This is a genomic window from Actinobacillus equuli, assembly GCF_900636745.1.
GTDB classification, from domain to species: domain Bacteria; phylum Pseudomonadota; class Gammaproteobacteria; order Enterobacterales; family Pasteurellaceae; genus Actinobacillus; species Actinobacillus equuli.
On the sequence record NZ_LR134310.1, the window covers coordinates 1,647,541 to 1,671,097 of the forward strand.

At 37.8% G+C, this 23,557-nt stretch carries 22 protein-coding genes; 10 read left to right on the forward strand and 12 right to left on the reverse strand.

Going from position 1 to position 23,557, the window contains the following annotated elements:
• Positions 1 to 6 precede the first annotated feature (6 nt).
• The 8 genes from EL121_RS07790 to EL121_RS07820 are packed head-to-tail and all read right to left on the reverse strand — an operon-like array spanning position 7 to position 9,707.
• A complete protein-coding gene (locus EL121_RS07790; RefSeq protein ID WP_039195915.1) occupies positions 7 to 2,112 on the reverse strand; it encodes a polysaccharide biosynthesis tyrosine autokinase in 2,106 nt (701 codons plus the stop codon).
• Positions 2,113 to 2,139: 27 nt separating this feature from the next.
• Entirely contained in the window at positions 2,140 to 3,297 is a 1,158-nt protein-coding gene (locus tag EL121_RS07795; protein ID WP_039195917.1) for a polysaccharide export protein, read from the reverse strand.
• Between the two features lie 43 nt (positions 3,298 to 3,340).
• Entirely contained in the window at positions 3,341 to 4,549 is a 1,209-nt protein-coding gene (locus EL121_RS07800) for an exopolysaccharide biosynthesis polyprenyl glycosylphosphotransferase (protein ID WP_039195920.1), read from the reverse strand.
• A gap of 1 nt (position 4,550) precedes the next feature.
• Complete coding sequence (locus tag EL121_RS11635) at positions 4,551 to 5,684, reverse strand: glycosyltransferase family 4 protein (RefSeq protein ID WP_039195922.1); 1,134 nt, start codon at positions 5,682 to 5,684, stop codon at positions 4,551 to 4,553.
• 6 nt (positions 5,685 to 5,690) lie between these two features.
• On the reverse strand, positions 5,691 to 6,698 hold the full coding sequence (locus EL121_RS11640) for an EpsG family protein (protein ID WP_197050931.1): 1,008 nt from the start codon (positions 6,696 to 6,698) through the stop codon (positions 5,691 to 5,693).
• Between the two features lie 48 nt (positions 6,699 to 6,746).
• Complete coding sequence (locus EL121_RS07810; protein ID WP_039195925.1) at positions 6,747 to 7,640, reverse strand: CgeB family protein; 894 nt, start codon at positions 7,638 to 7,640, stop codon at positions 6,747 to 6,749.
• A 13-nt stretch (positions 7,641 to 7,653) separates the two neighbouring features.
• A complete protein-coding gene (locus tag EL121_RS07815) occupies positions 7,654 to 8,838 on the reverse strand; it encodes an MATE family efflux transporter (RefSeq protein ID WP_039195927.1) in 1,185 nt (394 codons plus the stop codon).
• Positions 8,838 to 9,707 carry a polysaccharide pyruvyl transferase family protein gene (locus EL121_RS07820; protein ID WP_039195929.1) on the reverse strand — a complete coding sequence of 290 codons (870 nt, stop codon included), beginning with the start codon at positions 9,705 to 9,707 and terminating at the stop codon, positions 8,838 to 8,840. The genes EL121_RS07815 and EL121_RS07820 overlap by 1 nt, the downstream gene beginning before the upstream one ends.
• Before the next feature lie 504 nt (positions 9,708 to 10,211).
• Between EL121_RS07820 and galE the strand changes: the two genes are divergently transcribed.
• Together galE and EL121_RS07830 are read left to right on the forward strand one after the other, a co-directional pair.
• Positions 10,212 to 11,228, forward strand: a complete 1,017-nt coding sequence (gene galE, locus EL121_RS07825) for a UDP-glucose 4-epimerase GalE (RefSeq protein ID WP_039195930.1) — start codon at positions 10,212 to 10,214, stop codon at positions 11,226 to 11,228.
• Positions 11,229 to 11,366: 138 nt separating this feature from the next.
• Positions 11,367 to 12,653 carry an AmpG family muropeptide MFS transporter gene (locus EL121_RS07830; RefSeq protein ID WP_039195931.1) on the forward strand — a complete coding sequence of 429 codons (1,287 nt, stop codon included), beginning with the start codon at positions 11,367 to 11,369 and terminating at the stop codon, positions 12,651 to 12,653.
• Between the two features lie 124 nt (positions 12,654 to 12,777).
• Here EL121_RS07830 and EL121_RS07835 read toward each other — a convergent pair whose 3' ends face one another.
• Positions 12,778 to 14,814 (reverse strand): TonB-dependent siderophore receptor, encoded by a 2,037-nt coding sequence (locus EL121_RS07835; protein WP_039195932.1) that lies wholly within the window; start codon positions 14,812 to 14,814, stop codon positions 12,778 to 12,780.
• A gap of 232 nt (positions 14,815 to 15,046) precedes the next feature.
• Between EL121_RS07835 and adk the strand changes: the two genes are divergently transcribed.
• Positions 15,047 to 15,691: an adenylate kinase gene (gene adk, locus EL121_RS07840; protein WP_005617774.1), complete on the forward strand. Its 645-nt coding sequence runs from the start codon at positions 15,047 to 15,049 to the stop codon at positions 15,689 to 15,691.
• Positions 15,692 to 15,770: 79 nt separating this feature from the next.
• Here the strand turns inward: adk and EL121_RS07845 are convergent, their stop codons facing one another.
• Positions 15,771 to 16,034, reverse strand: coding sequence for a hypothetical protein (locus EL121_RS07845; protein ID WP_039195933.1), 264 nt, complete (start codon positions 16,032 to 16,034; stop codon positions 15,771 to 15,773).
• Between the two features lie 100 nt (positions 16,035 to 16,134).
• Complete coding sequence (gene mdh, locus EL121_RS07850) at positions 16,135 to 17,088, reverse strand: malate dehydrogenase (RefSeq protein ID WP_039195934.1); 954 nt, start codon at positions 17,086 to 17,088, stop codon at positions 16,135 to 16,137.
• A 191-nt stretch (positions 17,089 to 17,279) separates the two neighbouring features.
• Here mdh and argR point away from each other — a divergent pair, with 191 nt between their 5' ends.
• Both argR and EL121_RS07860 read left to right on the forward strand, forming a co-directional pair.
• Positions 17,280 to 17,741 (forward strand): transcriptional regulator ArgR, encoded by a 462-nt coding sequence (gene argR / locus EL121_RS07855; protein WP_039195936.1) that lies wholly within the window; start codon positions 17,280 to 17,282, stop codon positions 17,739 to 17,741.
• A complete protein-coding gene (locus EL121_RS07860) occupies positions 17,741 to 18,634 on the forward strand; it encodes a TIGR01777 family oxidoreductase (RefSeq protein ID WP_039195937.1) in 894 nt (297 codons plus the stop codon). Before argR ends, EL121_RS07860 begins: the two co-directional genes overlap by 1 nt.
• Before the next feature lie 38 nt (positions 18,635 to 18,672).
• Here EL121_RS07860 and EL121_RS07865 read toward each other — a convergent pair whose 3' ends face one another.
• Positions 18,673 to 20,088 carry a DegQ family serine endoprotease gene (locus tag EL121_RS07865; RefSeq protein WP_039195939.1) on the reverse strand — a complete coding sequence of 472 codons (1,416 nt, stop codon included), beginning with the start codon at positions 20,086 to 20,088 and terminating at the stop codon, positions 18,673 to 18,675.
• Between the two features lie 267 nt (positions 20,089 to 20,355).
• On the opposite strand from EL121_RS07865, the gene mlaF reads away from it, so the two are divergent.
• The 5 genes from mlaF to EL121_RS07890 all read left to right on the forward strand — a co-directional run bounded on the left by mlaF (position 20,356) and on the right by EL121_RS07890 (position 23,551).
• A complete protein-coding gene (gene mlaF, locus EL121_RS07870) occupies positions 20,356 to 21,159 on the forward strand; it encodes a phospholipid ABC transporter ATP-binding protein MlaF (RefSeq protein ID WP_039195940.1) in 804 nt (267 codons plus the stop codon).
• Complete coding sequence (gene mlaE, locus EL121_RS07875; RefSeq protein ID WP_039195942.1) at positions 21,152 to 21,928, forward strand: lipid asymmetry maintenance ABC transporter permease subunit MlaE; 777 nt, start codon at positions 21,152 to 21,154, stop codon at positions 21,926 to 21,928. The genes mlaF and mlaE overlap by 8 nt, the downstream gene beginning before the upstream one ends.
• Before the next feature lie 18 nt (positions 21,929 to 21,946).
• On the forward strand, positions 21,947 to 22,471 hold the full coding sequence (mlaD, locus tag EL121_RS07880) for an outer membrane lipid asymmetry maintenance protein MlaD (protein ID WP_039195944.1): 525 nt from the start codon (positions 21,947 to 21,949) through the stop codon (positions 22,469 to 22,471).
• 71 nt (positions 22,472 to 22,542) lie between these two features.
• Complete coding sequence (mlaC, locus tag EL121_RS07885; protein ID WP_039195945.1) at positions 22,543 to 23,181, forward strand: phospholipid-binding protein MlaC; 639 nt, start codon at positions 22,543 to 22,545, stop codon at positions 23,179 to 23,181.
• Between the two features lie 10 nt (positions 23,182 to 23,191).
• Positions 23,192 to 23,551: an STAS domain-containing protein gene (locus tag EL121_RS07890; RefSeq protein WP_039195947.1), complete on the forward strand. Its 360-nt coding sequence runs from the start codon at positions 23,192 to 23,194 to the stop codon at positions 23,549 to 23,551.
• Positions 23,552 to 23,557 lie beyond the last annotated feature (6 nt).

Genomic DNA, 23,557 nt, shown 5'->3' on the forward strand with positions numbered 1-23,557 from the left:
TTTTGATTATTGATAACGATTATTGGCAGTTGGTTTAGTACAGTTCAGAACAAAACCATTTAATTTCACGCCAGCTCTTTCAAAATGTTGCAGTGTTGCTTCTAGCTCAGGACGAGTAGTTTCGCCAAATCTACCGACTAAAATTGCCGTGCCTGTATAGCGACCGATAATTGCGGCGTCACTTGAACTCAATACCGGCGGTGTATCAATAATGACTAAGTCATAATGTGTATTTGCCCACGATAGAAGTTGTTGGAAACGTTCGCCGAGTAAATATTCGGAGAGGTTTTCCGTGATTTTACCTTTTGAGATCACATCAAAATGCGCATTAGCTGCAGGGCTGACGACAGATTCAAACGGTAATGACTGAGTTAAGACCTCTCCAATACCGTTTTTATTTTCGGTATCAAACATTTTGTCTAAATAGCTGTAACGTGTATCGACATCAATCAGTAACACTTTTTTACCTGATTTCGCCACGATATTGGCTAAGTTTGTAGCAATAAAGGTATTACCGGTGTCATACGAAGCACTTGAAACCATTAACACTTTATTTTTCGCCTCTTGCATAGCGAAGTGAATATCCGCTCGCAGGCCTCGTAACGCTTCAATCGCCGAATCTGTCGGTGTACTTTCTGATAATAACTTCGTGTTATTTCGGCTTAAGCGACCTTGTTTGAATTTATCAAACGAGAAATTCGGCTGTTTTTTGCTGTTTGGCACGCTGGTATAGGCGGTCAGCCCTAATTTTTTCGCCATCGTAGGCGATTGAATCGTACGGTTAAATAGCGCTTTAATTAACGAAACGATAAGCCCTAATACAAATCCTAAAAAGCCGGATAGCAATGTTGAAACTGCTTTGCTTAAAACGCTTGGATTCGGTAGCACTTGAGCCGCATCCAGAATGCGTGCATTTCCGACCGCCCCGGCTCTAACTACATCCAGCTCCTGTAATTTATTAGAAAGCTGCATATAGATTTGCTGATCAACTTCAAGTTCACGGTTTAAGCTGACCATATCTCGTTGGGTTGCCGGTAGATTTTCCATTTCCTTAGCGATTTTGGCTTTTTCATCACGTAAGGTTTTTTTCTGGTTTAACAAGGCAACATAAGTCGGGTGGCGCTTGGTAAACTTCTGAGCGATTTCGCCTTCTTTAATGGTTAAAGCGTTTAAATCCGCATCAATACGTACAAGGCGGTCTAAATAAGACTTGGCTTCTAAATCTAAGTCGATAGAGCTATTGTCTTCTTTATATTTATTCAAACTGTTTTCCGCTTCGACTAATTTTTCTCTTACCTCCGGCAAGCGATTTTGCAGTAACTCTAAACTTCTTGACGCTTCAGCCGCATTTTTATGCGCATTTTGTTGCACATAACTTTCGGAAACACTTTTAATGATGTTTTTGATATCTCGTTGGTTTTCACCACGGATAGCAATTTCAATCACCCCGGTTTGTTTACCTTTTTCATTAATGTGTAAACGTTGTTGTAATTTCTCAATTGCCGCTAATTCCGCAATCTTTTTCAAACGAAAGCGTTGCCCTGCATTGCCATGCAAGATAGACACTTTAAATTTAAGTTGATCGTTAGCATAAGAACGATTGACTAATCCTTCTAAAATTAGTGTTTCACCGTCTTTTTGATAGAGACGGTATTCTCCTTTATTTGCGCCGACTTCGAGTACTAATTCTTCTAAGTTCTCATTTTCGGGAATAAATTCAGCAACAAGAATATCCGGCGTATAGTCAGCAAGGTTTTCAAGTCCTTTACTGATAAAAGGAATTGAACGTACAGGGGTTACTTCCGTAGTAAGATTAAGATCTTCGACTGTTTTGGCTAACACTAAGCGAGATTTAATCACCTCGATTTCAGTATTCGGCGAAGATTCTTGAGTAAAACCATCGGACAGTTCTTTTAAAATATTACCCGACTTTTTTTCATCGACCTGTACTACCGCATTCGCTGTATAAACAGGTGTAGAAAGAATACTGTAACTTAAGCCTAATGCGGCACAAACAACCGTGCAGAATAGGATCAAATACTTATTATCAAGTAATACATTGATGAATCTCATTAAATCGATCTCATCATTTTTGGTGTTTTTGTTATTCATTCCATTACCTTTTCGATTGAGGTTTTATTACCAATTTTTAATGCGGAGTGTGCCTTCGGTTAAATCGTTAAAGCCGGTAATTGTCGGTAATACTTGGGTGATCACACGGTTCCAGCGGGTAAGTGGTGCTGTTGTAACATAAACGACATCGTATGGTTTCAGGAAAAACTCGGTACCTAAAATATAAGAAGTCGGGTTGGTTACGTCTAACTGGTAGATATTTGCCACTTTTTCAATTTGGTTGCCGTTATTATCTTCAACCACTTGTTTTGTACCTCGTTCTCCACGGATAACGAAAATACCCGTTGCATCGGCAGCGAGCTTATCAATGCCACCGCTAGCAGAAATCGCTTCAGTAAGGCTCATGCCATTACGTCCGATTTTTAATAACTGCGGCGCTTGTACCTCGCCGATAACAAATACTTTTTGTGCGTCATTACGTGGGATATGAATAATATCGCCGTCTGTTAACAAGCGGTTTTGCGTAAGATCGCCTTTCTGTAACAGAGCTTCTACTGACACGATTTCGTCTTGTCCACGGTGTGTAATGGTGACGTTGTTCCAGTCCGCATCGGCAGAAAGTCCGCCGGCTTTATTAATCGCATCAAGCAGTGTTAAAGGTACATTGCTGATAAATTGTTGTCCCGGATTTTTTACTTCACCGGTAACGTAAGCCTTTTTAGATTGGAAAGAAGCTACAGTGACTTCTACTTGTGGTTCCATAATATAGTCGGCAAGGCGGCTGGTAATACGGTCTCTAATTTGGTTAACGGTTAAGCCGTTTACTTTGATTGTGCCGACATAAGGGTAAAAAATCGTACCGTTAGCGTGGACTTGGTTCCCGCTATCCGCTGCCGAACGATAAGTCCCTGCCGGCGTAGTGAGCTCAGGGTGATCCCAAACAGTAACATTCAGTACGTCACCGATTCCGACGTGATATTGATAAGCTTTAATTTGCTGATCCAATGCCGGATTGTTTTGTGCGCTCGCTTTAAAAGGTGCTAGCTCTTTTAATAATTGGGGGGTAATCAGATAAGCATCAACCGCTTTATCTACATCAAGCACTTCACCCTTTACTTCGACATTTTTATAACGAATCGGAGAATAGCTGCTCGGAAAAATAGAGCAACTCGCAAGCGCTAAAGAAGCGGTAAGAATTGAGAGTTTTTTTACTAATTTATTCATAAATACAATACTCTTTTGTAAAAAATAGTCGAAAACAGACCGCTTAGCGGGCGCCGAAACCGGTTAACATGGTTTGGATCGTTTTAAAGAAAATTAATACGTCAAGTGCAAAAGAGAAATGTCTAATGTAGTAGAAGTCATGTTCAATTTTTACTTGCGTTTCATCTTCCGTTGCAGCGTAGCCGTGTGTTACTTGCGCCCAACCGGTAATGCCCGGTTTTACAATATGACGATAGCTATAAAACGGAATATTTTGGTCGAATTGTTCCACAAATGCTTTTTGTTCCGGACGAGGGCCGATTAATGCCATATCGCCCTTAAGTACATTGAAAAATTGCGGTAATTCATCAATACGTGTTTTACGAATAAATTTACCGACTCGAGTGACTCGCATATCACCAACGGTTGCCAGTTTTGCACCGTCTTTCTCAGAGTCTTTACACATACTGCGGAATTTATAAATACTGAATTCTTCACCTTTCTGACCGATACGTTTTTGAATAAATAAAACCGGTCCTTCACTTTCTAATTTAATTAGAATAGCGGTAATAAGCATCACCGGTAATACGATTGGGAAGCTGAGTAATACCAATACGGAATCAATAAATTGTTTGGTTCTTAAATAGGCAACAGAAGGCTGAAGCGAACCAAGATCATTTTCATACATATGGGTAATTTTAGTACGTCCGGTAAGTGATTCACGGATCTGACGTACATTATAAGTATCTACACCGGCTAAAGTTTTTTGCGAGATAAAACGTTCCCATTCATCAGTTAATTTTGGAGAATATAAGTCAGCCACCAAAGTTTGCATATTTTGAACAGGTTGGTTCGGATCTTCGAGTTTTACCCAATTGACATTGGAGATCTGTTCAAGATTTTTGGCTTTACCTAATGGAATGTAGTGAATAGTCGGATTCGGACCGCTATATTTCATTCGGTTAGACCAAAAATCTAAACCAATGACTAACGGAATATGCCACACAAAGTAAGCGGCAGAATAAGTTACTTGGAATAATGTGATGACAACTAAACTAAAACTATATGTCACAATGACACTTGGTAATAAAATGAGGTTTTCATGTTTACCCGGGTAATTAGATAGCTTATGTGAAAGTAATAAATGTAATACATAACACACTGCACCGATAAAAATACTGTGCGAAATAAAACCTTCCGGTAAATCAGCAAATATATTTAATATAAGTGCAGGTAGAAAAACGGCAATTGCTCCACAAATAATAAATCTCATCTTAGCTCTCCTCTAGAATAGAAATCAGTTTGTCATTGACTTTGGCAATATCAAATTTTTGTTCGGCCATTTTGCGGCTCTCAATGCCCATATTGCGAATTTCCTTTTTATTTTCAATGAAATAGCGCATTGATTGTGCAAGTTCATCAACCGAATATACCGGAACTAATAAACCGTTTTTCTGATGCTCAACCGTTTCACGGCATCCCGGTACATCTGTTGTAATGATGGCTCGACCGATTGCCATTGCCTCTTGAGTACTTCTTGGTACGCCTTCGCGATAAGATGGCAATACAAATACCGAACTGTTAGCAATCACTTCCGGTACGTTATCTACATAACCAAGATATTCGATAACACCGCGTTTGATATAATCGTCTAACGCATTTTTTGATATAGCAAAAGGATTGCCTTCATCAAAACCACCGATAATGGAGAACCGTACGGTCGGATATTCCGCTTTGATTTTTTGAGCCGCTTCAAGATATTCAAAAATTCCTTTTTCTTTTAAGAGGCGAGCAATAAACAGGAAAGAAACCTCTTTTGTGATATCAACTTCTTGATAGCCAAATCGTTCTAGATCGACCCCGATTCCCCCTAAGATAGCAGTGGATTTTGTCGAAATACGATAAGTATCAACTAAATCTTTTTTATCATCGGGGTTTAAAAAAATTAACTTATCTAAGAAGGGGAGAGAAACTTTGTAAAGCAAGATTTGAATCGCTTGAACAATCTTCGCTTTTTGAGTTTTTCCTTCTTTATAAGGTGTAAACGCATTACCTAAGCCTTCGATCATGCCGATGACTTTAGGTACTCGAGCAAGTTTTGCCGCCAACGAGCCAAAAATAACCGGTTTGATAAAGGTACTAAATGCGATATCGGGTTGAAGTTGTTTTAATTCCTTCACCAGAAGATAAACCGCTTTTAAATCTTTAACCGGATTCATTCCTTTTGGATTGATAAAATGCGCTTTAGGAATAGCACCCCAAGCACTGACTTCTTTTTGCTCCTTTTCTGTATAGCCATAGGCATAACAGTAAACTGTATAGCCTCTATTCACTAATTCAATGACTAATTCTTTACGGAAATTAGTAATCATGGAGGCAACATTGCCGATAAGTACGATCTTTTTCATAATAAGCTACATAAATAAAACATTTCTGTAATCGAAACAGCATAAAGCATAAGGCGAATAATTTATCCAAATGAAAAACAACATGGTATTTTCAATAATCAAAGCAATTAAAAATAATGCTTTTAATTCGAAGGATTCTAAATACTCAAAAAATTTTCCGAATACAGCGATGTCGAAAATAACAAAATAAAGATTAAAACGGTCAGCGATAGTTGAATAAACAAAGCTAACGGGTAAGAATATTAGAATTAAGATACACATTAAATCTAATAATCGATAAGTATTTGGATAGCTTTCTACAAAAATATGTCTTTGCCATAAATAAACAGCAATAGGTAATAAGTGAAGTGCTATCCTAAATACTGCACCTGCGGAAGATAATTCTCCGGAGGTGTACGCACTTTCTCCTTGTGAAATCATATAAATGATATAAAAGGAAAAAAGAATGACGAATAAAGAATATAAATAAAATATTTTATTTTTATAAAACTCAGAGTTAATTAATGGTAAGAATGCGAGGAAAATAATTGCGGATTTATGAAATAAATAGGCAAGTGCAATCCATACGAAAAACTTCCATTTTTTCGGATCTTGTGCAAATAAAGTTGAAAACGCATAACATACCAAGCCTATTGCAGCAGATTGACGGGTATAACCCATACCTACAGCAATAATGGTGTAAGAGAACGCAATTAGAAATGCAAGAAACAAATGTTCAAATTGGCGCGATAATTGAGAAAAACCTATGATTAAACAGAATGCGCAAACAAAGTTAACAAATGAAATAGAATAATTTAATCGGTGAGCTAACCAGTTAAAAAATCCATATCCATATTCGGATGAACCGGCTACTTTGAAAAAACTATCAGCCTTATATAAATCAAATATATATAGGTAACTGAACCAGTCTCCGCCTACTTCAAAGCGACCGCCGATAAAAATAAAGATAAATGCGGAGAAAATAAATAAGAAAATTTCGCCGCCTTTATTTTTAGGAAGATTTACGAGGTTCATGACAACAATTGTTGCCCAAATATACCAATATATAAACATAAATACTTATTATTTTCTTTCTAAAATGTTAGTCAAAAATTCCGTAAAATGACAATTGTCTAGAATTGCTTCCCAAGAATACATAGACATATCAATACAATGATTTTTATATTGTGATAAATCACATTGCTTAGTATTTATGTGTTCAAGCCAAATCGGTTCATAGCCAATTTTTTTACAAAATTCTTCAACCCAGTAATAACGATTTGAAATCAAGCGTAATCCTGACGCTAAATATTCCAATGTTTTTGTGCTGGTTTGAATATTAAATGGATACACATCTGGCGTGTAATTTAGTCCGAAACGCGCATTGGCATAAATTTGTGGTAAGTCGGATCGATTGACCTTACCTGTCATATAGATACCGGATACTTTTAAAATTTCATAGGTTTCATTATCGACTTCACCGACAACGATCACTTTATAGTATGCCGAGAGATTAATAAGGCTTTGGATAAGCCCTGTTCGTCCAATAATTGATCCTGCATAAACCACATCATATTCAGGATGCGGATTTGGCATTTGAAATAATGCTGAATCTATACCCATATCTCGATAGATATAAGGAATATTATCGGAGAACCCAAAATCTTTTTTCACAATTTCATTAAGAAATATGCGACCTTGAGGTTTTGTATTAGCACATTTTTTAATGAAATTTTTTACGCCGGAATAGTTAGGCATAGAAAGACTTTGATATTCATGTACTTCTAATGCTGATTGTGGAGCATAGCTTTTCCAAAAAGGACGCATTCCTAAAAAATAGATATTAATATCGTTATTAGGATCTAAATTTTCTTCATAATCTAACTGAACCAAATGATTGCGTTTAGTTAAATAATCTTTATAAGCAAAGGCTTCTGGGGTATAGGCCTGCTTTTTTAACGTAATGCCGATTTTCAATTGTTATTACCACCTAAATAATGCCAAGCTTAATATTTTCTCTTCGATAATAATTCCACACTAAGGCTTTAATCATATTCACGCCGAGTGCCGTAGAGATAGCCGCACCGATAATGCCGTATAGGTGAGCTAAAAATATGCATAAGAGAGCGCTAATACAGAAAACAATCGCTTGATATTTAAGTAATATCTTTTTGTTTTCTGTATAACTCGCGAGCGTCATTCCAAATCCCCATATTTGAGAAAATGATACTCCTAGCATTAAAATCAGTAACGAAACATATCCCTCGTATGTGTTTTCAACACTATAGAGATAAAATAAAAAATCACCGATTAAGGCGCTAATCGCAACAATCGAAAAACTAAATACACATAAAAAAACAGTGTATTTTTTAGTGTAGTGATAAAGTTTCGTATATTCTTGCTGTTTGTATAAATTAACGATATTGGGGGTTACGACTGCCATCACAGAGGCGGAAAAGTAAGAAATTAACGCCATAAAACTGTAACAAATGATATAAACTCCTACTGCTTTATCCTCTACAAAATAAGAGAGGATAATACGGTCAAATTGTGCATTAAGTAGCACGAAAAGTGCCGATAATGTCGGAATCGTGCCGTATTTCAGCAAATCTTTATAGTGGTAAGCAGTCGATTTCGAGTCATTTTTTACATATTTTTTAGTTAAGCATGCAGAAAATAAAAAGAGCGAGAAAGTGGCATAAAAATACAACCAGAAGAAATCTACGCCTTCCATAAAATAGCTAAATGCCAAGATAAAAATCAGCGGTAACAAATAACGTAACCCATCATCAATCGAGGTATTGAGATACTGCATCTGATTTACGATAAAAATAGAGGATTTGCAGTAGAAGAAAGAGTAGAACAGTACTACAAATCCTATATACCAAAGCCCGAATTCAAACTGAAACAACCATACCGAGAAAGCGGTAATCAAGCATGAAGTTAATGCCCAAAAGCCAAGAAATTGTGGGCGAATCGTGCGTTGGTTAAATTCAATAATGTGAACATAATTCCCCCAGTTGGCAACCAATGAAAGGATCAAAATATAGGTGGTAACCAACCCATATTGACCTAATATATCCACCCCAAAATATCGGGAAATAGCCATACCTAACAGTAATGATGATCCTGCACCAATCGCTTTAAGTAAAAGGAGGAAAAATACTTTTTTCATTATTCAATAAATGTCACGTTATGAGAGCGGGACATACTTTGTTCGTATACACCCTTGCATTTATAGTATCCATTGTTATAAATGCTTAATTTTTTATTTAGCAGATAAGCACCGACCGCTACATGTAATCTATCGGTTTTGATTTCTTCGTATAAATTAATGAGTTTTAAAAATTGCTTAGCGCTATAGAGCGAAGCTTGATAATTTTCTGTACCAAAGCTGGCGACAAGCGATAAATCATTTGCCAAACTTCTTTTTACATTTAAATTTTGATTACTTTCTTTATCGGTGCGCATTGCATTAATTTGAGAGGTAAATAACGCACGCAAACGGTGGAAATTAATCAATATTTTACGAATGATATTTTTACTCGATAATTTAATTTTAAAATGAGGATTGCTTGTCAAAATTTGTGCTGGATTTATACAGAATGCCATATCATCGGCAAGATAAACCTCTTTAGCATTTGATATATTTCGACAATATTCAAAGCTATATTTTTCTCTGCAAAAGATAATGCTGTCTTCCGGCAAGTTGGAAATTAAGTTGTCAATGCCACGAATGGAATGTGGTAAAATAATTAACTTTAGTTTTATCTTTAAGTTAATGATCGATTTTAAAAAATTAGGAGTGGAATTCCACTCAGGAACTAAACAGCCGCCTCCGCCGATTAATACAATATCATTATTTTTTAATTGGTTGATTTTGTCTTGTGAGATTAAAGAAAACTTCAGATTAAATTGCTGCGCTAAAGTGTAAAAGCCCATATCTATCAATGCATCACCTGCATTCCCTCCATTCGGATAATAAAAAATATTTCCTTGTTGATATGCAGATAATTCTTTAAAAATAGTATGTAAATTAGACATAATGACCCCTGTAATATTTATTAATTAGTAGATTTACTCTCTAGCTATACTAAAAATTTGTTTTCTATTTTCTACCTTCCGGTGAGTATTATTTTGTATGTGAACGCTATTATTTATAAGTTGTTTTTCTAAATCGGGGTAAATGTTATTCGTCTAGTTTAACGAAATGTCAAAATATGTTGTTTGATTTTGTTAATATAACTTGGGATTTATTGTTTCTTTGTATTTTTTGATATATCAAAGTATATAAATATAACTGAATCCATTATAGGTTAATATTTATATATTGATCAATAGTAATGGAGGTCTTATATGTCATGTAAAATAGCAAAATAAATAGTGGTCTTATATGTTTTTAATATGGAACTTTTTTAAAATCTTGTAATACAAATATTGTTACTTTGAATAACCTGTGAAAAGATAGATATAAACCTATATGAAGCTTGTTCACTGTTATCTTAAAACGAGTATAATAGGCTAATGATACTTAACTGAGGGGGCTGTATGGCTATTTTAGTGACAGGTGGTGCGGGTTATATCGGTTCGCATACGCTCGTTGAATTATTAAATGCAAATCGTGAAATTGTCGTATTAGATAATTTATCTAATTCTAGTGAAGTTTCATTGGAGCGAGTAAAACAGATTACAGGTAAAACGGTTACTTTTTATCAAGGTGATATTTTAGACCGTAATATTTTGCGTAAAATTTTTGCAGAAAATAAAATTGAATCTGTTATTCATTTTGCCGGTTTAAAAGCGGTTGGTGAGAGTGTGCGCGAACCATTACGTTACTATCAAAATAATGTAACCGGCTCGATTGTTTTAGTCGAAGAAATGTTAGCAGCTGGTGTGAATACGATTGTATTCAGTTCATCCGCAACGGTTTATGGCGATCCGCAAATTATCCCGATTGTAGAGTCTTGCCCGGTTGGCGGCACAACAAATCCATACGGTACATCAAAATATATGGTGGAACGAGTATTGGAAGATACGGTAAAAGCCTTCCCACAATTAAGTGCGGTGGTGTTACGTTATTTCAATCCGGTCGGGGCGCATGAAAGCGGTTTAATCGGTGAAGATCCGAACGGTATCCCAAATAACTTATTACCTTATATCAGCCAAGTAGCGGTAGGTAAGTTAAAAGAGCTCTCAGTATTCGGTAGCGATTATGATACGCATGATGGTACAGGTGTACGCGATTATATCCATGTCGTGGATTTAGCTATTGGACATTTAAAAGCGTTAGATAAACACCAAGGCGATGCCGGTTTCCACGTGTATAACTTAGGTACCGGAACAGGTTATTCAGTGTTGGATATGGTAAAAGCGTTTGAAACGGCAAACGACATCAAAGTACCTTATAAATTGGTTGATCGCCGCCCGGGGGATATCGCAGTTTGTTATTCCGAACCGTCTAAGGCGTTAAAAGAGTTAGGTTGGAAAACCGAACGTGGTTTAGAACAAATGATGAAAGACACTTGGAATTGGCAAAAAAATAACCCAAACGGTTATAAAGGCTAACAAGCGTTAATTAAATGATGGCACAAGCGTTTACGTTTGTGCCTTTTTTATCTCTGAATATTTCTGTTATGATGTTTGATAATTAAGCTAACACAAAGTTGGCGTATTATCATTTCATTTGCAAAAGAAAAGGAAAAAATGACCGCTTATCATTCTTCACCTCAACCCCCAATTTGGCGACAAATTTTTACTAAAAATATGTTGCTTTGTATTTATACCGGTTTTTGTTCCGGCTTACCTTTATTTGTGCTTATCCAATTAATGCCGGCTTGGTTTACTTCGGCAAACCTTGATATTAAAACCATCGCTGCTTTTACTTTAACTTCATTGCCTTATACGTGGAAGTTCTTATGGGCAGCATTATTAGATCGCTATTTCCCACCGTTTTTAGGTCGCCGTCGTAGCTGGATTTTTCTCTCGCAATTAGGCTTATTGGTAATTTTAGCCGGGTTTGGCTTTTTTGATCCGGTAGCGGATATCGGTATTATTACCGTGCTTTCAGTAATTTTAGCCTTTCTGTCTGCCACTCAAGATATTGTGGTGGATGCTTATCGCCGAGAAATCTTATCGGACAATGAATTGGGCTTAGGCAATTCAATTCACGTGAATGCCTACCGTATTGCCGGTCTAATACCGGGCGGTTTATCGCTTTTCTTGGCGGATCATTACCCATGGCAAACGGTATTTATTATTACCGCTGCCTTTATGTTGCCATGCCTATTCGTTACGCTATTTGCTAGAGAGCCGCAAAGTACACCGATTGATAAAAGCAAACCGTTTTATATGGTGTTTGTTGATCCGTTTAAGGAATTTTTCAGCCGTAAAGGTGTATGGGGTGCAGTAGGACTTATTCTATTTATTTTCTTATATAAGCTTGGTGATTCGCTGGCGACTTCACTACAAACCAAATTTATCTTGGATATGGGCTTTACCAAATCGCATATTGCTGCGGTGGTTAAAACAACTTCGCTTTGGTGTAGTATCGGTGGTGGGATTATCGGCGGAATAGCAATGCTGAAACTAGGGGTAAATCGCGCGTTATGGATTTTCGGATCGGTACAGTTAATTACCATTTTGGGTTTTGCTTATCTTGCAAGTTTTGAGTATTTCCCGACCGCTTCTATCGGTTCAGCAGAACTATTTAAATTAGGTATTGTGATGGCGGGTGAGTATCTCGGTGTCGGTTTGGGAACGGCAGCATTTGTTGCCTTTATGGCTCGAGAAACTAATCCGATGTACACCGCAATGCAATTAGCCATTTTTACTAGTCTTGCGGCGTTGCCAAGTAAATTCTTAGGCGCTTATACCGGACATTTGGTCGAAGCCTTCGGTTATTATCAGTTTTTCTGGATTTGTTTCTTTGTTGCTATTCCGGGAATGCTGATGTTGATTAAGGTTGCACCGTGGAAGGTATCTGAATCGTAAAAAATTATACAAATTTGATCGCTTGTCATTAAGTCTCTGTATAAAAAATTGCCCCCTAATTGTTAGGAATTTAATCCAACTTTTAGGGGGCAAATATTTACTTTGTACGATCTCTAAACTTGGTTTAGAAAGTGTAATTCACGTTTAAACGGAAATCACGTCCGGCTGCCGGTAAGGTTGTACCACGTTGGCTATGCGGATAGTAGAATTTATTAAATGCGTTATTTAATGCTAAATTTACATTTAAGCTATCGTTTTTCAATGGTTTCCAGTTAACGTAGAAATCATGATTGATATAGCTATCACGATGTGTATTTGCAATTGTTTGATCTGCATTCGCTAACGCATAACCGTCTTCATCTTCTACATAACGCCCTTTCCAACCTAATTCTAAGCTAGGGTTTTCAAAGCGATATGCTAAACCGGCTGTCCAAGTACGCCCCACCTGTACGGCAAATTCAGGATTTAACGTAGAATTTGCTTTTGTATCGTTTAAGTAGAATCTTGGTTTACTTTCCGATACACCGAAGCGGGCGGTTAAACCTTCATAACGATAAGACGCATTTAACTCATAACCATGGTTTTTAGAATAACCGTCATTTACTGCTTGTTTTACTCCTGCTGAACCGTGTCTATCTTGTGGGTTTACGATTAAGTTATTCACTTTTTGCCAGAAGTAGCTACCTTCAAAAGTAAAGTCGCCATTATTATAGTTAAAACCGATTTCGGTATTACGAGCATGTTCAGCTTCAATATTTGGATCTACCGATACACGTCTGAGACCAACCATTAGTGCATCATATAAACGAGGGCTACGTGACGCATAGTTATGGTTTGCGCTAAGGCTTAACTCAGGTGTTGCTTGATAAATTAAACCGACACTTGGATTCCATTTACCATCAGACGCTTTCACACCGTCATTCGCTTTCATATCAAAATGATCGTAACGTAAACCTGTGGTAAAGGTGAAGTCGTTGATTCCACTAATCATCTCAACGTAAGCACCGGTATCGGTTTTTTCCGGATTATTGGTTACGAATGGGCGTTTAGTATGCGGTTCAATTTCCTGATTACGGTAATTTACACCGTATTTAACTAAAATTTCTTCTCCAATGAACGAATCGAAATTCACATTCGCACCTTGGGTTTTAATTACGGTCGTTGTTGGGCCCTTAACGTTACCACAGTATCCACAACCTCTATCATCAGCAGAATAGCGTTTATTCTTCATTAAATAGGCATTTGCAGTTAATTCGTTAATAAAACCTAAGTTTTTCCCAATATATTCAAGGTTAGTATTGTTTAACGTTGTTTCTCGATAAGATGGAGATTGACGAGCTAAACTAAGACGAGGATTGTTAGTCGCATCAAATGCAGTGAATTCTTCACGTACAACACGCTCACCGCGGTGTTGATCTTGTAAGTGGCTTAATACAAAGCGATGATCACCAAAAGTTGCACCTAATTTAGCGATATAGTTACGTTTATCTAATGCGCTGTAAGGTACTTTATTACTACCGTCTAAACCGTTTACGAAATTTTTGCCAGCTTTGTAATTGTCTTCATCGTTACGATTGAAAGAAAGTAATGCGTCAAAATGAGCGGCTTTACCAAATACCGTTGCACCATAAGAGTGCCCGTCATTGCTAGAATAACCACTATTTAATTTAAATCCGTAATCACGCTCACTATTTTTCAAGAGATCTAAAGCATCAACCGTTTTTACGATAATCGCACCGTTTGTTGCCCCGATACCGGCGCTTGCTGAGCCCGCACCTTTTTGTACAGAAACGCTTTTAAGTAATGATGGATCGATAATGAAACGCCCTTGGTGATATAAAATCTGGCTATCAGATGATGCACCATCCACTTTAATGTCTACCGAGTTTTGCCCCATCCCACGAATGGTTAAGAATTGTGATGTACCATTACCACCGGCAAATTCAATGGCAGGTTCTTTTGAGAGTAAACCACGTAAATCAGTTTCAGTACGTTCATTTTTCTCTGCGAGGGTCACAATATTTGTTTTAACTTTCGCACCTTGGCGATCAGTTACAACAATTTCAGATAATTCCGCAGTTTCTTTTGATTGTTCCGGATTTGCGTAAGCAAACGAACTAATCGCAGCTAATACGGCGATGGTCAGTTGATTTCTTTTCACAGATAAGTCCTCATGAATATAGAGTGTAATTTAAGATAACGGGAATTATTATCAATAAGAATTGTATTGTCAACGAAAAATATTACTTTACGATAAATTTAAATTTATTGTGGGTATATGTTTGCACAAGCGGTCAAATTTAGTAAAAAATTTGCAATTTAAGGCAGTAATCGGTAAGGTTACTGCCTTAGCTTTTTTATTCATTCATCTTTTATTTTCAAGAGGCTTTACAATGAAAATTATCCTATTAGGCGCGCCGGGTGCGGGTAAAGGTACACAAGCACAATTTATTATGAACAAATTTGGTATTCCGCAAATCTCAACAGGCGATATGTTCCGTGCGGCAATTAAAGAAGGTACAGAGCTTGGTAAACAAGCAAAAGCATTAATGGACGAAGGTAAATTAGTGCCGGATGAATTAACCGTTGCATTAGTAAAAGATCGTATCGCACAACCGGATTGTGCAAACGGCTTCTTATTAGACGGTTTCCCTCGCACGATTCCACAAGCGGATGCATTAAAAGATTCAGGTGTGAAAATTGATTTAGTATTAGAGTTTGACGTAGCGGATGAGGTGATTGTTGAACGTATGAGCGGTCGCCGTGTACACCAACCGTCAGGTCGTACTTATCACGTAGTTTATAATCCACCGAAAGTTGAAGGTAAAGATGATGTAACCGGCGAAGATTTAATTATTCGTCAAGATGATAAGCCTGAAACGGTATTAGAGCGTTTAGCAATTTACCACAAACAAACTAAGCCATTAATTGCTTACTACACAGCGGAAGCTGAAGCAGGTAATACGCGTTATGAACGTTTAGACGGTACAAAACCGGTTGAAGAAGTGAGCGCAGAATTAGCAAAAATTTTAGGCTAATTATCTATAGATGTAAGCGGTCATTTTTGGTGAAAACTTTGCAATATTTCACTTAAAAATGGCCGCTTATTTATTTTTATTACTCAGAATGATAGCGAGAAATAATTTGTTTTGCGCCACCGTTGCCGACACAAGCTTCATGTACCGGTGAAGTTGAGTAACTTCCGTCTACGCAAATAGCAGTGACATTAGCAGGCAAAACTTGTTGAATAGGATGCGGATTACGAATGGGAATATATTCCGTTTTTGTTGAAGGTTCTTTAACGATTTGAACTGGTTGATCCGAGCTACAAGCCGTAATCGTTACTGCAAGAGCTACTAAAGAAAATAAATGCGCTTTCATACATAAATCCTTGTATATTATAGACGGCGATTAATACTTATCGCCGTACTTGAGTTTATAAAAAAGGGTTGAATTGCTCAACCCTTTTATAAATCTCAAGTTATGAATTTACAAAATTTTTCCCTAATTCAATATCTGCTTTAAGAATCGGTTTAATTTCGTCTAATTTAGCTTGTTCGTATTCGCTTAATTTACCGATTGGCAAGATTTCTTCTACACCTGTTAAACCGAATCTTACCGGATGAGCAAAGAATTCCGGATAATCAGAACCTTCTTTACTTTCTACATAAGCATAACGGACGCAATCTTCACCTAATAACGCTTTGAACACCGCTACTGCAAAACGTGCGCCTGATTCAGCCATTGAAAGTGTTGCAGATCCGCCGCCTGCTTTTGCTTCCACCACTTCTGTACCGGCATTTTGGATACGATAAGTTAATGACTCAATCTCTTCTTGGCTAAATGAAATTGGAAGACCTTCCGCAAGCGCCTGAGAAAGTAACGGTAAAATAGTTGGACCCGAGTGACCGCCGATAACGGGTACTTTAACCGTTTCAACATTTTTATCTTTTAATTCAGACGTAAATGTTTTAGCACGAACAACATCAAGAGTCGTTACGCCAAATAATTTACGTTTGTCATATACGCCGGCTTTACGTAATACTTCAGCAGCAATTGGAACAAGCGTGTTGACCGGATTTGTTACAATACCGATACAAGCATTCGGACAAACCTCAGCGACTTTTTCAACCAAGTTTTTAATGATGCCCGCATTGATATTGAAGAGATCCGCACGAGTCATGCCCGGTTTACGCGCAACACCTGCAGTTAATAGAACAAGATTAGCGTCTTTAAGTGCTTCACTCGGGTCTTCACCTGAATAGCCGACAGCGTTTACCGATGTTGGAATGTGACTGATGTCTACCGCAATACCCGGAGTGACCGGTGAAATATCATATAAGGCTAGATCCGTTCCGGCAGGTAAACGAAGTTTTAATAAGAGAGCAAGAGTTTGCCCGATCCCACCTGCAGCGCCTAAAAGTGCAACTTTCATAAACAACTCCTAATCAATAATGGTTATAAAATAAAACTAGACTAAGTTTAACAAACATTTCTCAAGATTGATGCTAAATAAAACGAATCTCTGGGAAAAATTTTTCTAATGTTTGATTTAGATTGATTTTTTGACACTTGTAAGCAAAAATTATGCTTTCAATTGAAGCGATATTACATAAGGGAGATGAGATGGAAAAGCTTGATAATTTATCAGAAGCATTTAAAGCATTGCTAAAACAAGAGAAATTCGGTTCTCAGGGTGAGATAGTTAATGCGTTGCAAGAGTTAGGTTTTGAAAATATCAATCAGTCTAAAGTGTCTCGTATGCTTTCCAAATTTGGTGCGGTAAGAACACGTAATACTAAGATGGAAATGGTCTATCAATTACCGGCGGAATTAGGCGTGCCGACAACCTCCAGCCCTTTAAAGAATTTAGTCGTTGATATTGATTATAACGATGTGCTAATTGTTGTAAAAACCAGCCCGGGTGCGGCCCAATTAATTGCTCGTCTATTGGATTCAATGGGAAAAGGCGAAGGTATTTTAGGTACAATTGCCGGTGATGATACGATTTTTATCACTCCAACACGCTCAACCGCAATGGAAGATCTAATCCAAAATATTACCGAGTTATTTGAGTCATCGCTCTAATGAAAATTTTAATTACCGGCGGAACGGGTTTTATCGGGCAGCGTTTGGTCGAGGCGTTATTAGCGCAAGGACATTCATTAACACTGGTTACCCGCCAATCGAATCCAAAAGTTACTTTTAAGCAAGCGGTCGAATTTTGCTTAAATCTTGCAAGTTTAGAGAGTTTAGACGGATTTGATGCAGTAATTAATCTTGCCGGAGAGCCAATTTTTAATCGAGCTTGGACTCCCGCACAAAAACAACTACTTTCTGAGAGTCGCTTACAAATCACTTCTTTATTAGTCAAGTTAATTCAAGCAAGTCGAATGCCGCCTCATACATTTATTTCGGGCTCAGCAACTGGTTATTATGGTAATGTTTACTCTGATTCTTTAATTGATGAATCCGCTGCCAGTGGTACGAATTTTAGCGCAGAGCTTTGCCAACAATGGGAAGCGATCGCCTTAAAAGCTGAGAGCCCAAAAACACGAGTATGCTTAATTAGAACTGGCATGGTGCTTGCTCCGCAAGGTGGCGCATTATTAAAAATGTTACCGTTATATCGGTTAAATTTAGCCGGTAAGCTTGGCTTTGGGCAGCAACATTGGGCGTGGATTGCTTTAGAAGATCACATACAAGCGGTCTTATTTTTATTGAAAAATGCAAATTGCCGAGGCGCATTTAACTTAGTTGCTCCCCATCCGGTTACGAATGCAGAATTTAACTCTCGTTTAGCTGCTTATTTGAAACGCTGTGCGTGGTTTGCCGTGCCGGCTTTTATACTTAAATTAGTTTTAGGCGAGCGTTCGCAATTATTATTGGATAATCAACCGCTTACTCCTGCAAAATTATTAGCAAACGGCTTTCGCTTTCGACAGCCCGATTTAGATTTTAAACAGATCTTTGAGCAATAAAAAATCCCACCGACTGGTGGGATTTTTTTATCGCTTTATTATTGAAGGATTAAGTAGAAGTTTGAGTTACCGCGTAAAATATTTAATGCGATAACAGAAGGCTTCGAATCTAACACTTCACGTAATTGCTTGATATTGTCTACTTTGACACGGTTTACACCAACGATAATATCGCCTTCCGCTAGGCCTCGGTTTTCAGCAATCGAACCTTTAGTTACTTTTGCAATTTCGATACCTTTCACACCGTCTTTATCAAGGTTAGCAAATTCTGCACCTTTTAAAGCCGGAATAATATCTTTGGTTGTTGCTTTGGCTGAATTTTTGCTATTTTTTGCTGTATTATCAGCACCGTCCGATTGAAGCGTTACTTTAGCTTTTTCTTCTTTACCGTCACGTAAGTACGTTAGCTCAATTTCTGTACCCGGACCTGAAGTTGCCACTTTGGCACGTAATTCACTAAAGCTATTGATTTTCTTGCCGTTTAATTCGGTAATCACATCACCTGCTTTTAAGCCGGCTTTAGCAGCGGCAGAATCAGCTAAAACTTCACTGATGAATGCACCTTTTTGAGCCTCAATTTTGAATTCTTTTGCCAAATCAGCATTTAATTCTCCACCTTTAATACCTAACATACCGCGTTTTACTTCACCAAACTCGATAATTTGTTGCACGAGACTGTTTGCCATATTACTTGGGATCGCAAACGCAATACCAGCATTGCCGCCACTTGGTGAAATAATTGCGGTATTAATACCGATTAACTCACCGTTTAAGTTAATTAATGGACCGCCAGAGTTACCTTGGTTTACCGCAGCATCCGTTTGGATATAACTTTCGTAACCTTCATCAGAATTACCGGTTGAACGACCTAATGCCGAAATAATACCTGATGTCACAGTTTGCCCTAAGCCAAATGGGTTTCCAATAGCTACACTGAAATCTCCAACACGTAACTTATCTGAATCGGCAAATTTCAATTCGACTAAATTTTTAGGATTTTCAATTTGTACTAAAGCCACATCCGATAGTGGATCTGCGCCTAATAATTTAGCTTTAAATTCACGACCGTCTTCTAATTTAATCGTAATTTTGTCCGCATTTTTAATCACGTGGTTATTCGTAATTACATAACCTTTTTCGGCATTGATGATCGCGCCTGAACCTTGCCCTCGGAAATTACGCGGTGCACTACGTTCACCAAACATATCCGGGCCAAAGAAAAATTCAAATTCTTCGGGAATATCACGGCGATAGCGGGTTCTTTCTTCTGTTTTACCTTCTACAGCAATACTTACCACAGCCGGACGAACCTTTTCAATCATAGACGCTAAACTTGGCAATGCTTGACCTTCAACTACGGTTGGCAATGTGGCTTGTGTCGTTACTGGAACTGAGAGTAAACCGAGACCTAATACCAATGAAGCTAAGATCGATTTTTTCATTACTTTATCCATTTATATTTATCCTTTTTGTAGTGTCAAAAAATTCAACGAGCTCCACGGTTGCTCGTGTCCATTCAGACCACCTAATTTGGTGGCGGTTCCTTTAAAAAGCAAGTGTATTGCTAAAAAATAATCAATTTTATATGAAAAAGTTTATAAAAAACGGTTATTAAATTGTACATTTTCTGTCAAAAGTTAAAAATCCTTTGACTTTATGTGGCGGTTAATAGAGTATTGCCAACCATTTTATGTTTTATAGAAATTACTAAAGAAATTCCAATGCGAGATAATGAATACTTAGTTGAAGTGAAAAACCTCACCTTTAGTCGGGGTGAAAGGGTTATTTATGACAACTTAAATCTGCAAGTGCAGAAAGGTAAAATTACCGCGATTATGGGACCGTCAGGAATTGGTAAAACGACTTTACTACGCTTAATCGGCGGACAAATTATTCCTGAAAAAGGTCAAATATTATTTGATGGCGAAGATGTGTGTAAAGCGTCTAATAAAAGACTTTATGAGATTCGTCAGCGTATGGGTATGTTATTCCAATCAGGTGCATTATTTACTGATTTATCTACCTTTGATAATGTTGCCTTCCCTATTCGTGAACATACAAGATTACCGGAAGCATTAATTAGAAAATTGGTGCTAATGAAGCTAGAATCGGTAGGATTACGTGGTGCCGCGCAATTAATGCCGGCGGAACTTTCAGGCGGAATGGCGCGCCGAGCGGCGTTAGCTCGAGCAATAGCGTTAGATCCCGAGTTAATTATGTATGATGAACCGTTCACCGGACAGGATCCGATTAGTATGGGTGTAATTGTCGAGTTAATCAGAAAACTCAATCAAGCACTAAATTTAACGTCAATTGTAGTTTCACATGATGTAACGGAAGTGCTGAGTATTGCTGATTATGCTTATATTGTAGCGGATAAGCGCGTGATTGCCGAAGGTACGCCGGAAGCATTGATGGCAAGTCAAGATCCGCAAGTGGTTCAGTTCTTAGCAGGTAAAGCAGACGGTCCGGTTCGTTTCCATTATCCGGCTAAAGAATATACGGAGGAGCTATTCAGTGATTAATTTTATTAGTGGCATCGGTTCTTCTGTGATTAGTTTTGTACGAGCGTTTGGGCGAGCAACCTTTATGTTGTTTGGCGCATTGATCGGCAAACCACAATTTCGTAAGCATACACCATTATTAATTAAGCAATTATATGTATTAGGGGTTCAGTCTCTACTCATTATTATGCTGTCAGGCTTATTTATCGGTATGGTATTAGGCTTGCAAGGTTATGTGGTATTAGTCGATTTTGCAGCCGAAACCAGTTTAGGTACGCTTGTTTCATTATCGTTACTAAGAGAATTAGGGCCTGTAGTAACCGCACTTCTTTTTGCTGGGCGCGCAGGTTCGGCGTTAACTGCAGAAATCGGTTTAATGAAAGCGACGGAACAGCTATCAAGTCTTGAGATGATGGCGGTTGACCCGTTAAGACGTATCATTGCACCACGTTTTTGGGCCGGTGTGATTTCAATGCCAATTTTAGCGGCAATTTTTACCGCTATTGGGATTTGGGGCGGTTCGTTAGTCGGAGTCGATTGGAAAGGTGTTGATGGCGGTAGCTTTTGGTCGGTAATGCAAAACTCAGTAGATTGGAGCGACTTAATTAATGGTTCTATCAAAAGCATTATTTTTGCTTTTGCTGTAGTATGGATCGCATTATTTAACGGTTATGATTCTGTTGCGACTTCAGAAGGTATTAGCCAAGCAACAACAAGAACCGTGGTACATGCCTCATTAGTTGTGCTAGGACTTGATTTTATTTTGACTGCTATTATGTTCGGCGGTTAATTCACAAAGGAAAAGACAATGCGTCAATCAATTAAATATGAATTTTGGGTAGGCTTATTTGTATTACTTGGCTTAGCGGCTTTAGTATTTTTAGGCTTGCGTGTTGCGAATGTACAAGGCTTTACTTCAGAAAAGACTTACACTCTTTACGCAACTTTTGATAACATCGGGGGACTAAAAGTCCGTGCGCCAATTAAGGTGGGAGGGGTCGTTGTAGGCCGTGTGGCAGAAATTAATTTAGACGCGCAAACCTATACACCTAAAGTGACTTTAGCAGTTAATGAAGATTTTAATAAAATTCCTGATACCAGTTCACTTTCAATTAAAACTTCCGGTCTTTTAGGGGAACAATATATCGCTTTAAATATCGGTTTCATGTTAGAAGGTGAAACGGAATATATGAAAGAAGGCAGCAGCTTTGTTGATACGAATTCGGCAATGGTGTTGGAAGATTTAATCGGTCAGTTCTTATACGGGGATAAAAAATCGGATAAAGCTGACGGAGAAAAAGCGGAAGGCGAAACAGAGCCTAAAGCACAATAATTACACAGTGATTTTTACTGCGTGATATTTTATTTCGGGTGGGGGAACCACCTTACATTTGGAGATTTTAAATGTTAAAAAACATCAAAAAAGTAATCGTAACCGGTTTTGTAGCAGTCGCAACATTATTCTCAGCACAAGCATTTGCTGAAACAAGCCCATACGTTTTAATGCAACAAACAGCAGATAAACTCTTTAACGATATTAAAGCGAATCAAAGTAAAATTAAGGCAAATCCGGAATATTTACGTACAATTGTACGTAATGATTTAATGCCTCGCGTGCATGTGAAATATGCAGGTCAATTAGTATTAGGTAAATCACTTTCTTCTGCATCAGAAGCACAACGTGAGCAATTCTTTACTGCTTTTGGTCAGTTTATTGAACAATCATATGCGCAAGTGTTAACGCAATACCAAGACCAACAAGTACAAATTGAGAACGAGAAACCGGTAGGTGACAAATCTATCGTAAGCATTCGTGTAAATGTGTTATCATCAGGCAACGCAGCGCCGATTAAATTAGATTTCAAATGGCGTAAAAACAGTAAGACCGGTGAATGGCAAGCATATGATATGGCAGCGGAAGGTGTGAGTATGGTTGCGACCAAACAAAATGAGTGGAGCGGCGTCTTACGTCAAAAAGGGATTGATGCTTTAACGGCACAAGTTGCGCAATCCGCTAAACAACCGATTACATTAAGTAAATAATTTTAGTTTTATGAAGCCACAAAAAACATTACAATGGGGCGTTCAGCAGAATAATGAAAGCCTATTTGTAAAATTGTCAGGCGAATTAACTCGAGACACGTTGCTTCCGCTTTGGAAGCAACGTGCTTCTTTTTTATCGCCGAAAGGTAACCAACATATTTATTGGGATTTAAAAGATCTTGAGCGTGTTGATTCCGCCGGTTTTACATTGCTTGCTGAATTGCTCAATCATTATCAAAAACAAACGCCGAACTGGTTAATTAATATTCCTGAAACAGTGAAAACACTAGCCGAATTATTTGATTTATCAGAATGGCTTAATAGATTTATAGTTTGCGAAAAAGGCAAATTATGTTGTGAAAAAGCTTAAGGAACT

What these genes read in the sequence shown, in the direction of transcription:
- mdh (WP_039195934.1), bottom strand. Translation starts at nt 17,088, where the DNA reads ATGAAAGTTGCACTTTTAGGCGCTGCAGGTGGGATCGGGCAAACTCTT.
- EL121_RS07815 (WP_039195927.1), bottom strand. Translation starts at nt 8,838, where the DNA reads ATGAAAAAAGTATTTTTCCTCCTTTTACTTAAAGCGATTGGTGCAGGA.
- EL121_RS07890 (WP_039195947.1), top strand. Translation starts at nt 23,192, where the DNA reads ATGAAGCCACAAAAAACATTACAATGGGGCGTTCAGCAGAATAATGAA.
- EL121_RS11635 (WP_039195922.1), bottom strand. Translation starts at nt 5,684, where the DNA reads ATGAAAAAGATCGTACTTATCGGCAATGTTGCCTCCATGATTACTAAT.
- EL121_RS07790 (WP_039195915.1), bottom strand. Translation starts at nt 2,112, where the DNA reads ATGAATAACAAAAACACCAAAAATGATGAGATCGATTTAATGAGATTC.
- EL121_RS07795 (WP_039195917.1), bottom strand. Translation starts at nt 3,297, where the DNA reads ATGAATAAATTAGTAAAAAAACTCTCAATTCTTACCGCTTCTTTAGCG.
- galE (WP_039195930.1), top strand. Translation starts at nt 10,212, where the DNA reads ATGGCTATTTTAGTGACAGGTGGTGCGGGTTATATCGGTTCGCATACG.
- EL121_RS07865 (WP_039195939.1), bottom strand. Translation starts at nt 20,088, where the DNA reads ATGGATAAAGTAATGAAAAAATCGATCTTAGCTTCATTGGTATTAGGT.
- EL121_RS07860 (WP_039195937.1), top strand. Translation starts at nt 17,741, where the DNA reads ATGAAAATTTTAATTACCGGCGGAACGGGTTTTATCGGGCAGCGTTTG.
- EL121_RS07800 (WP_039195920.1), bottom strand. Translation starts at nt 4,549, where the DNA reads ATGAGATTTATTATTTGTGGAGCAATTGCCGTTTTTCTACCTGCACTT.
- mlaC (WP_039195945.1), top strand. Translation starts at nt 22,543, where the DNA reads ATGTTAAAAAACATCAAAAAAGTAATCGTAACCGGTTTTGTAGCAGTC.
- EL121_RS11640 (WP_197050931.1), bottom strand. Translation starts at nt 6,698, where the DNA reads ATGAACCTCGTAAATCTTCCTAAAAATAAAGGCGGCGAAATTTTCTTA.
- adk (WP_005617774.1), top strand. Translation starts at nt 15,047, where the DNA reads ATGAAAATTATCCTATTAGGCGCGCCGGGTGCGGGTAAAGGTACACAA.
- EL121_RS07845 (WP_039195933.1), bottom strand. Translation starts at nt 16,034, where the DNA reads ATGAAAGCGCATTTATTTTCTTTAGTAGCTCTTGCAGTAACGATTACG.
- EL121_RS07830 (WP_039195931.1), top strand. Translation starts at nt 11,367, where the DNA reads ATGACCGCTTATCATTCTTCACCTCAACCCCCAATTTGGCGACAAATT.
- mlaD (WP_039195944.1), top strand. Translation starts at nt 21,947, where the DNA reads ATGCGTCAATCAATTAAATATGAATTTTGGGTAGGCTTATTTGTATTA.
- mlaF (WP_039195940.1), top strand. Translation starts at nt 20,356, where the DNA reads ATGCGAGATAATGAATACTTAGTTGAAGTGAAAAACCTCACCTTTAGT.
- argR (WP_039195936.1), top strand. Translation starts at nt 17,280, where the DNA reads ATGGAAAAGCTTGATAATTTATCAGAAGCATTTAAAGCATTGCTAAAA.
- EL121_RS07820 (WP_039195929.1), bottom strand. Translation starts at nt 9,707, where the DNA reads ATGTCTAATTTACATACTATTTTTAAAGAATTATCTGCATATCAACAA.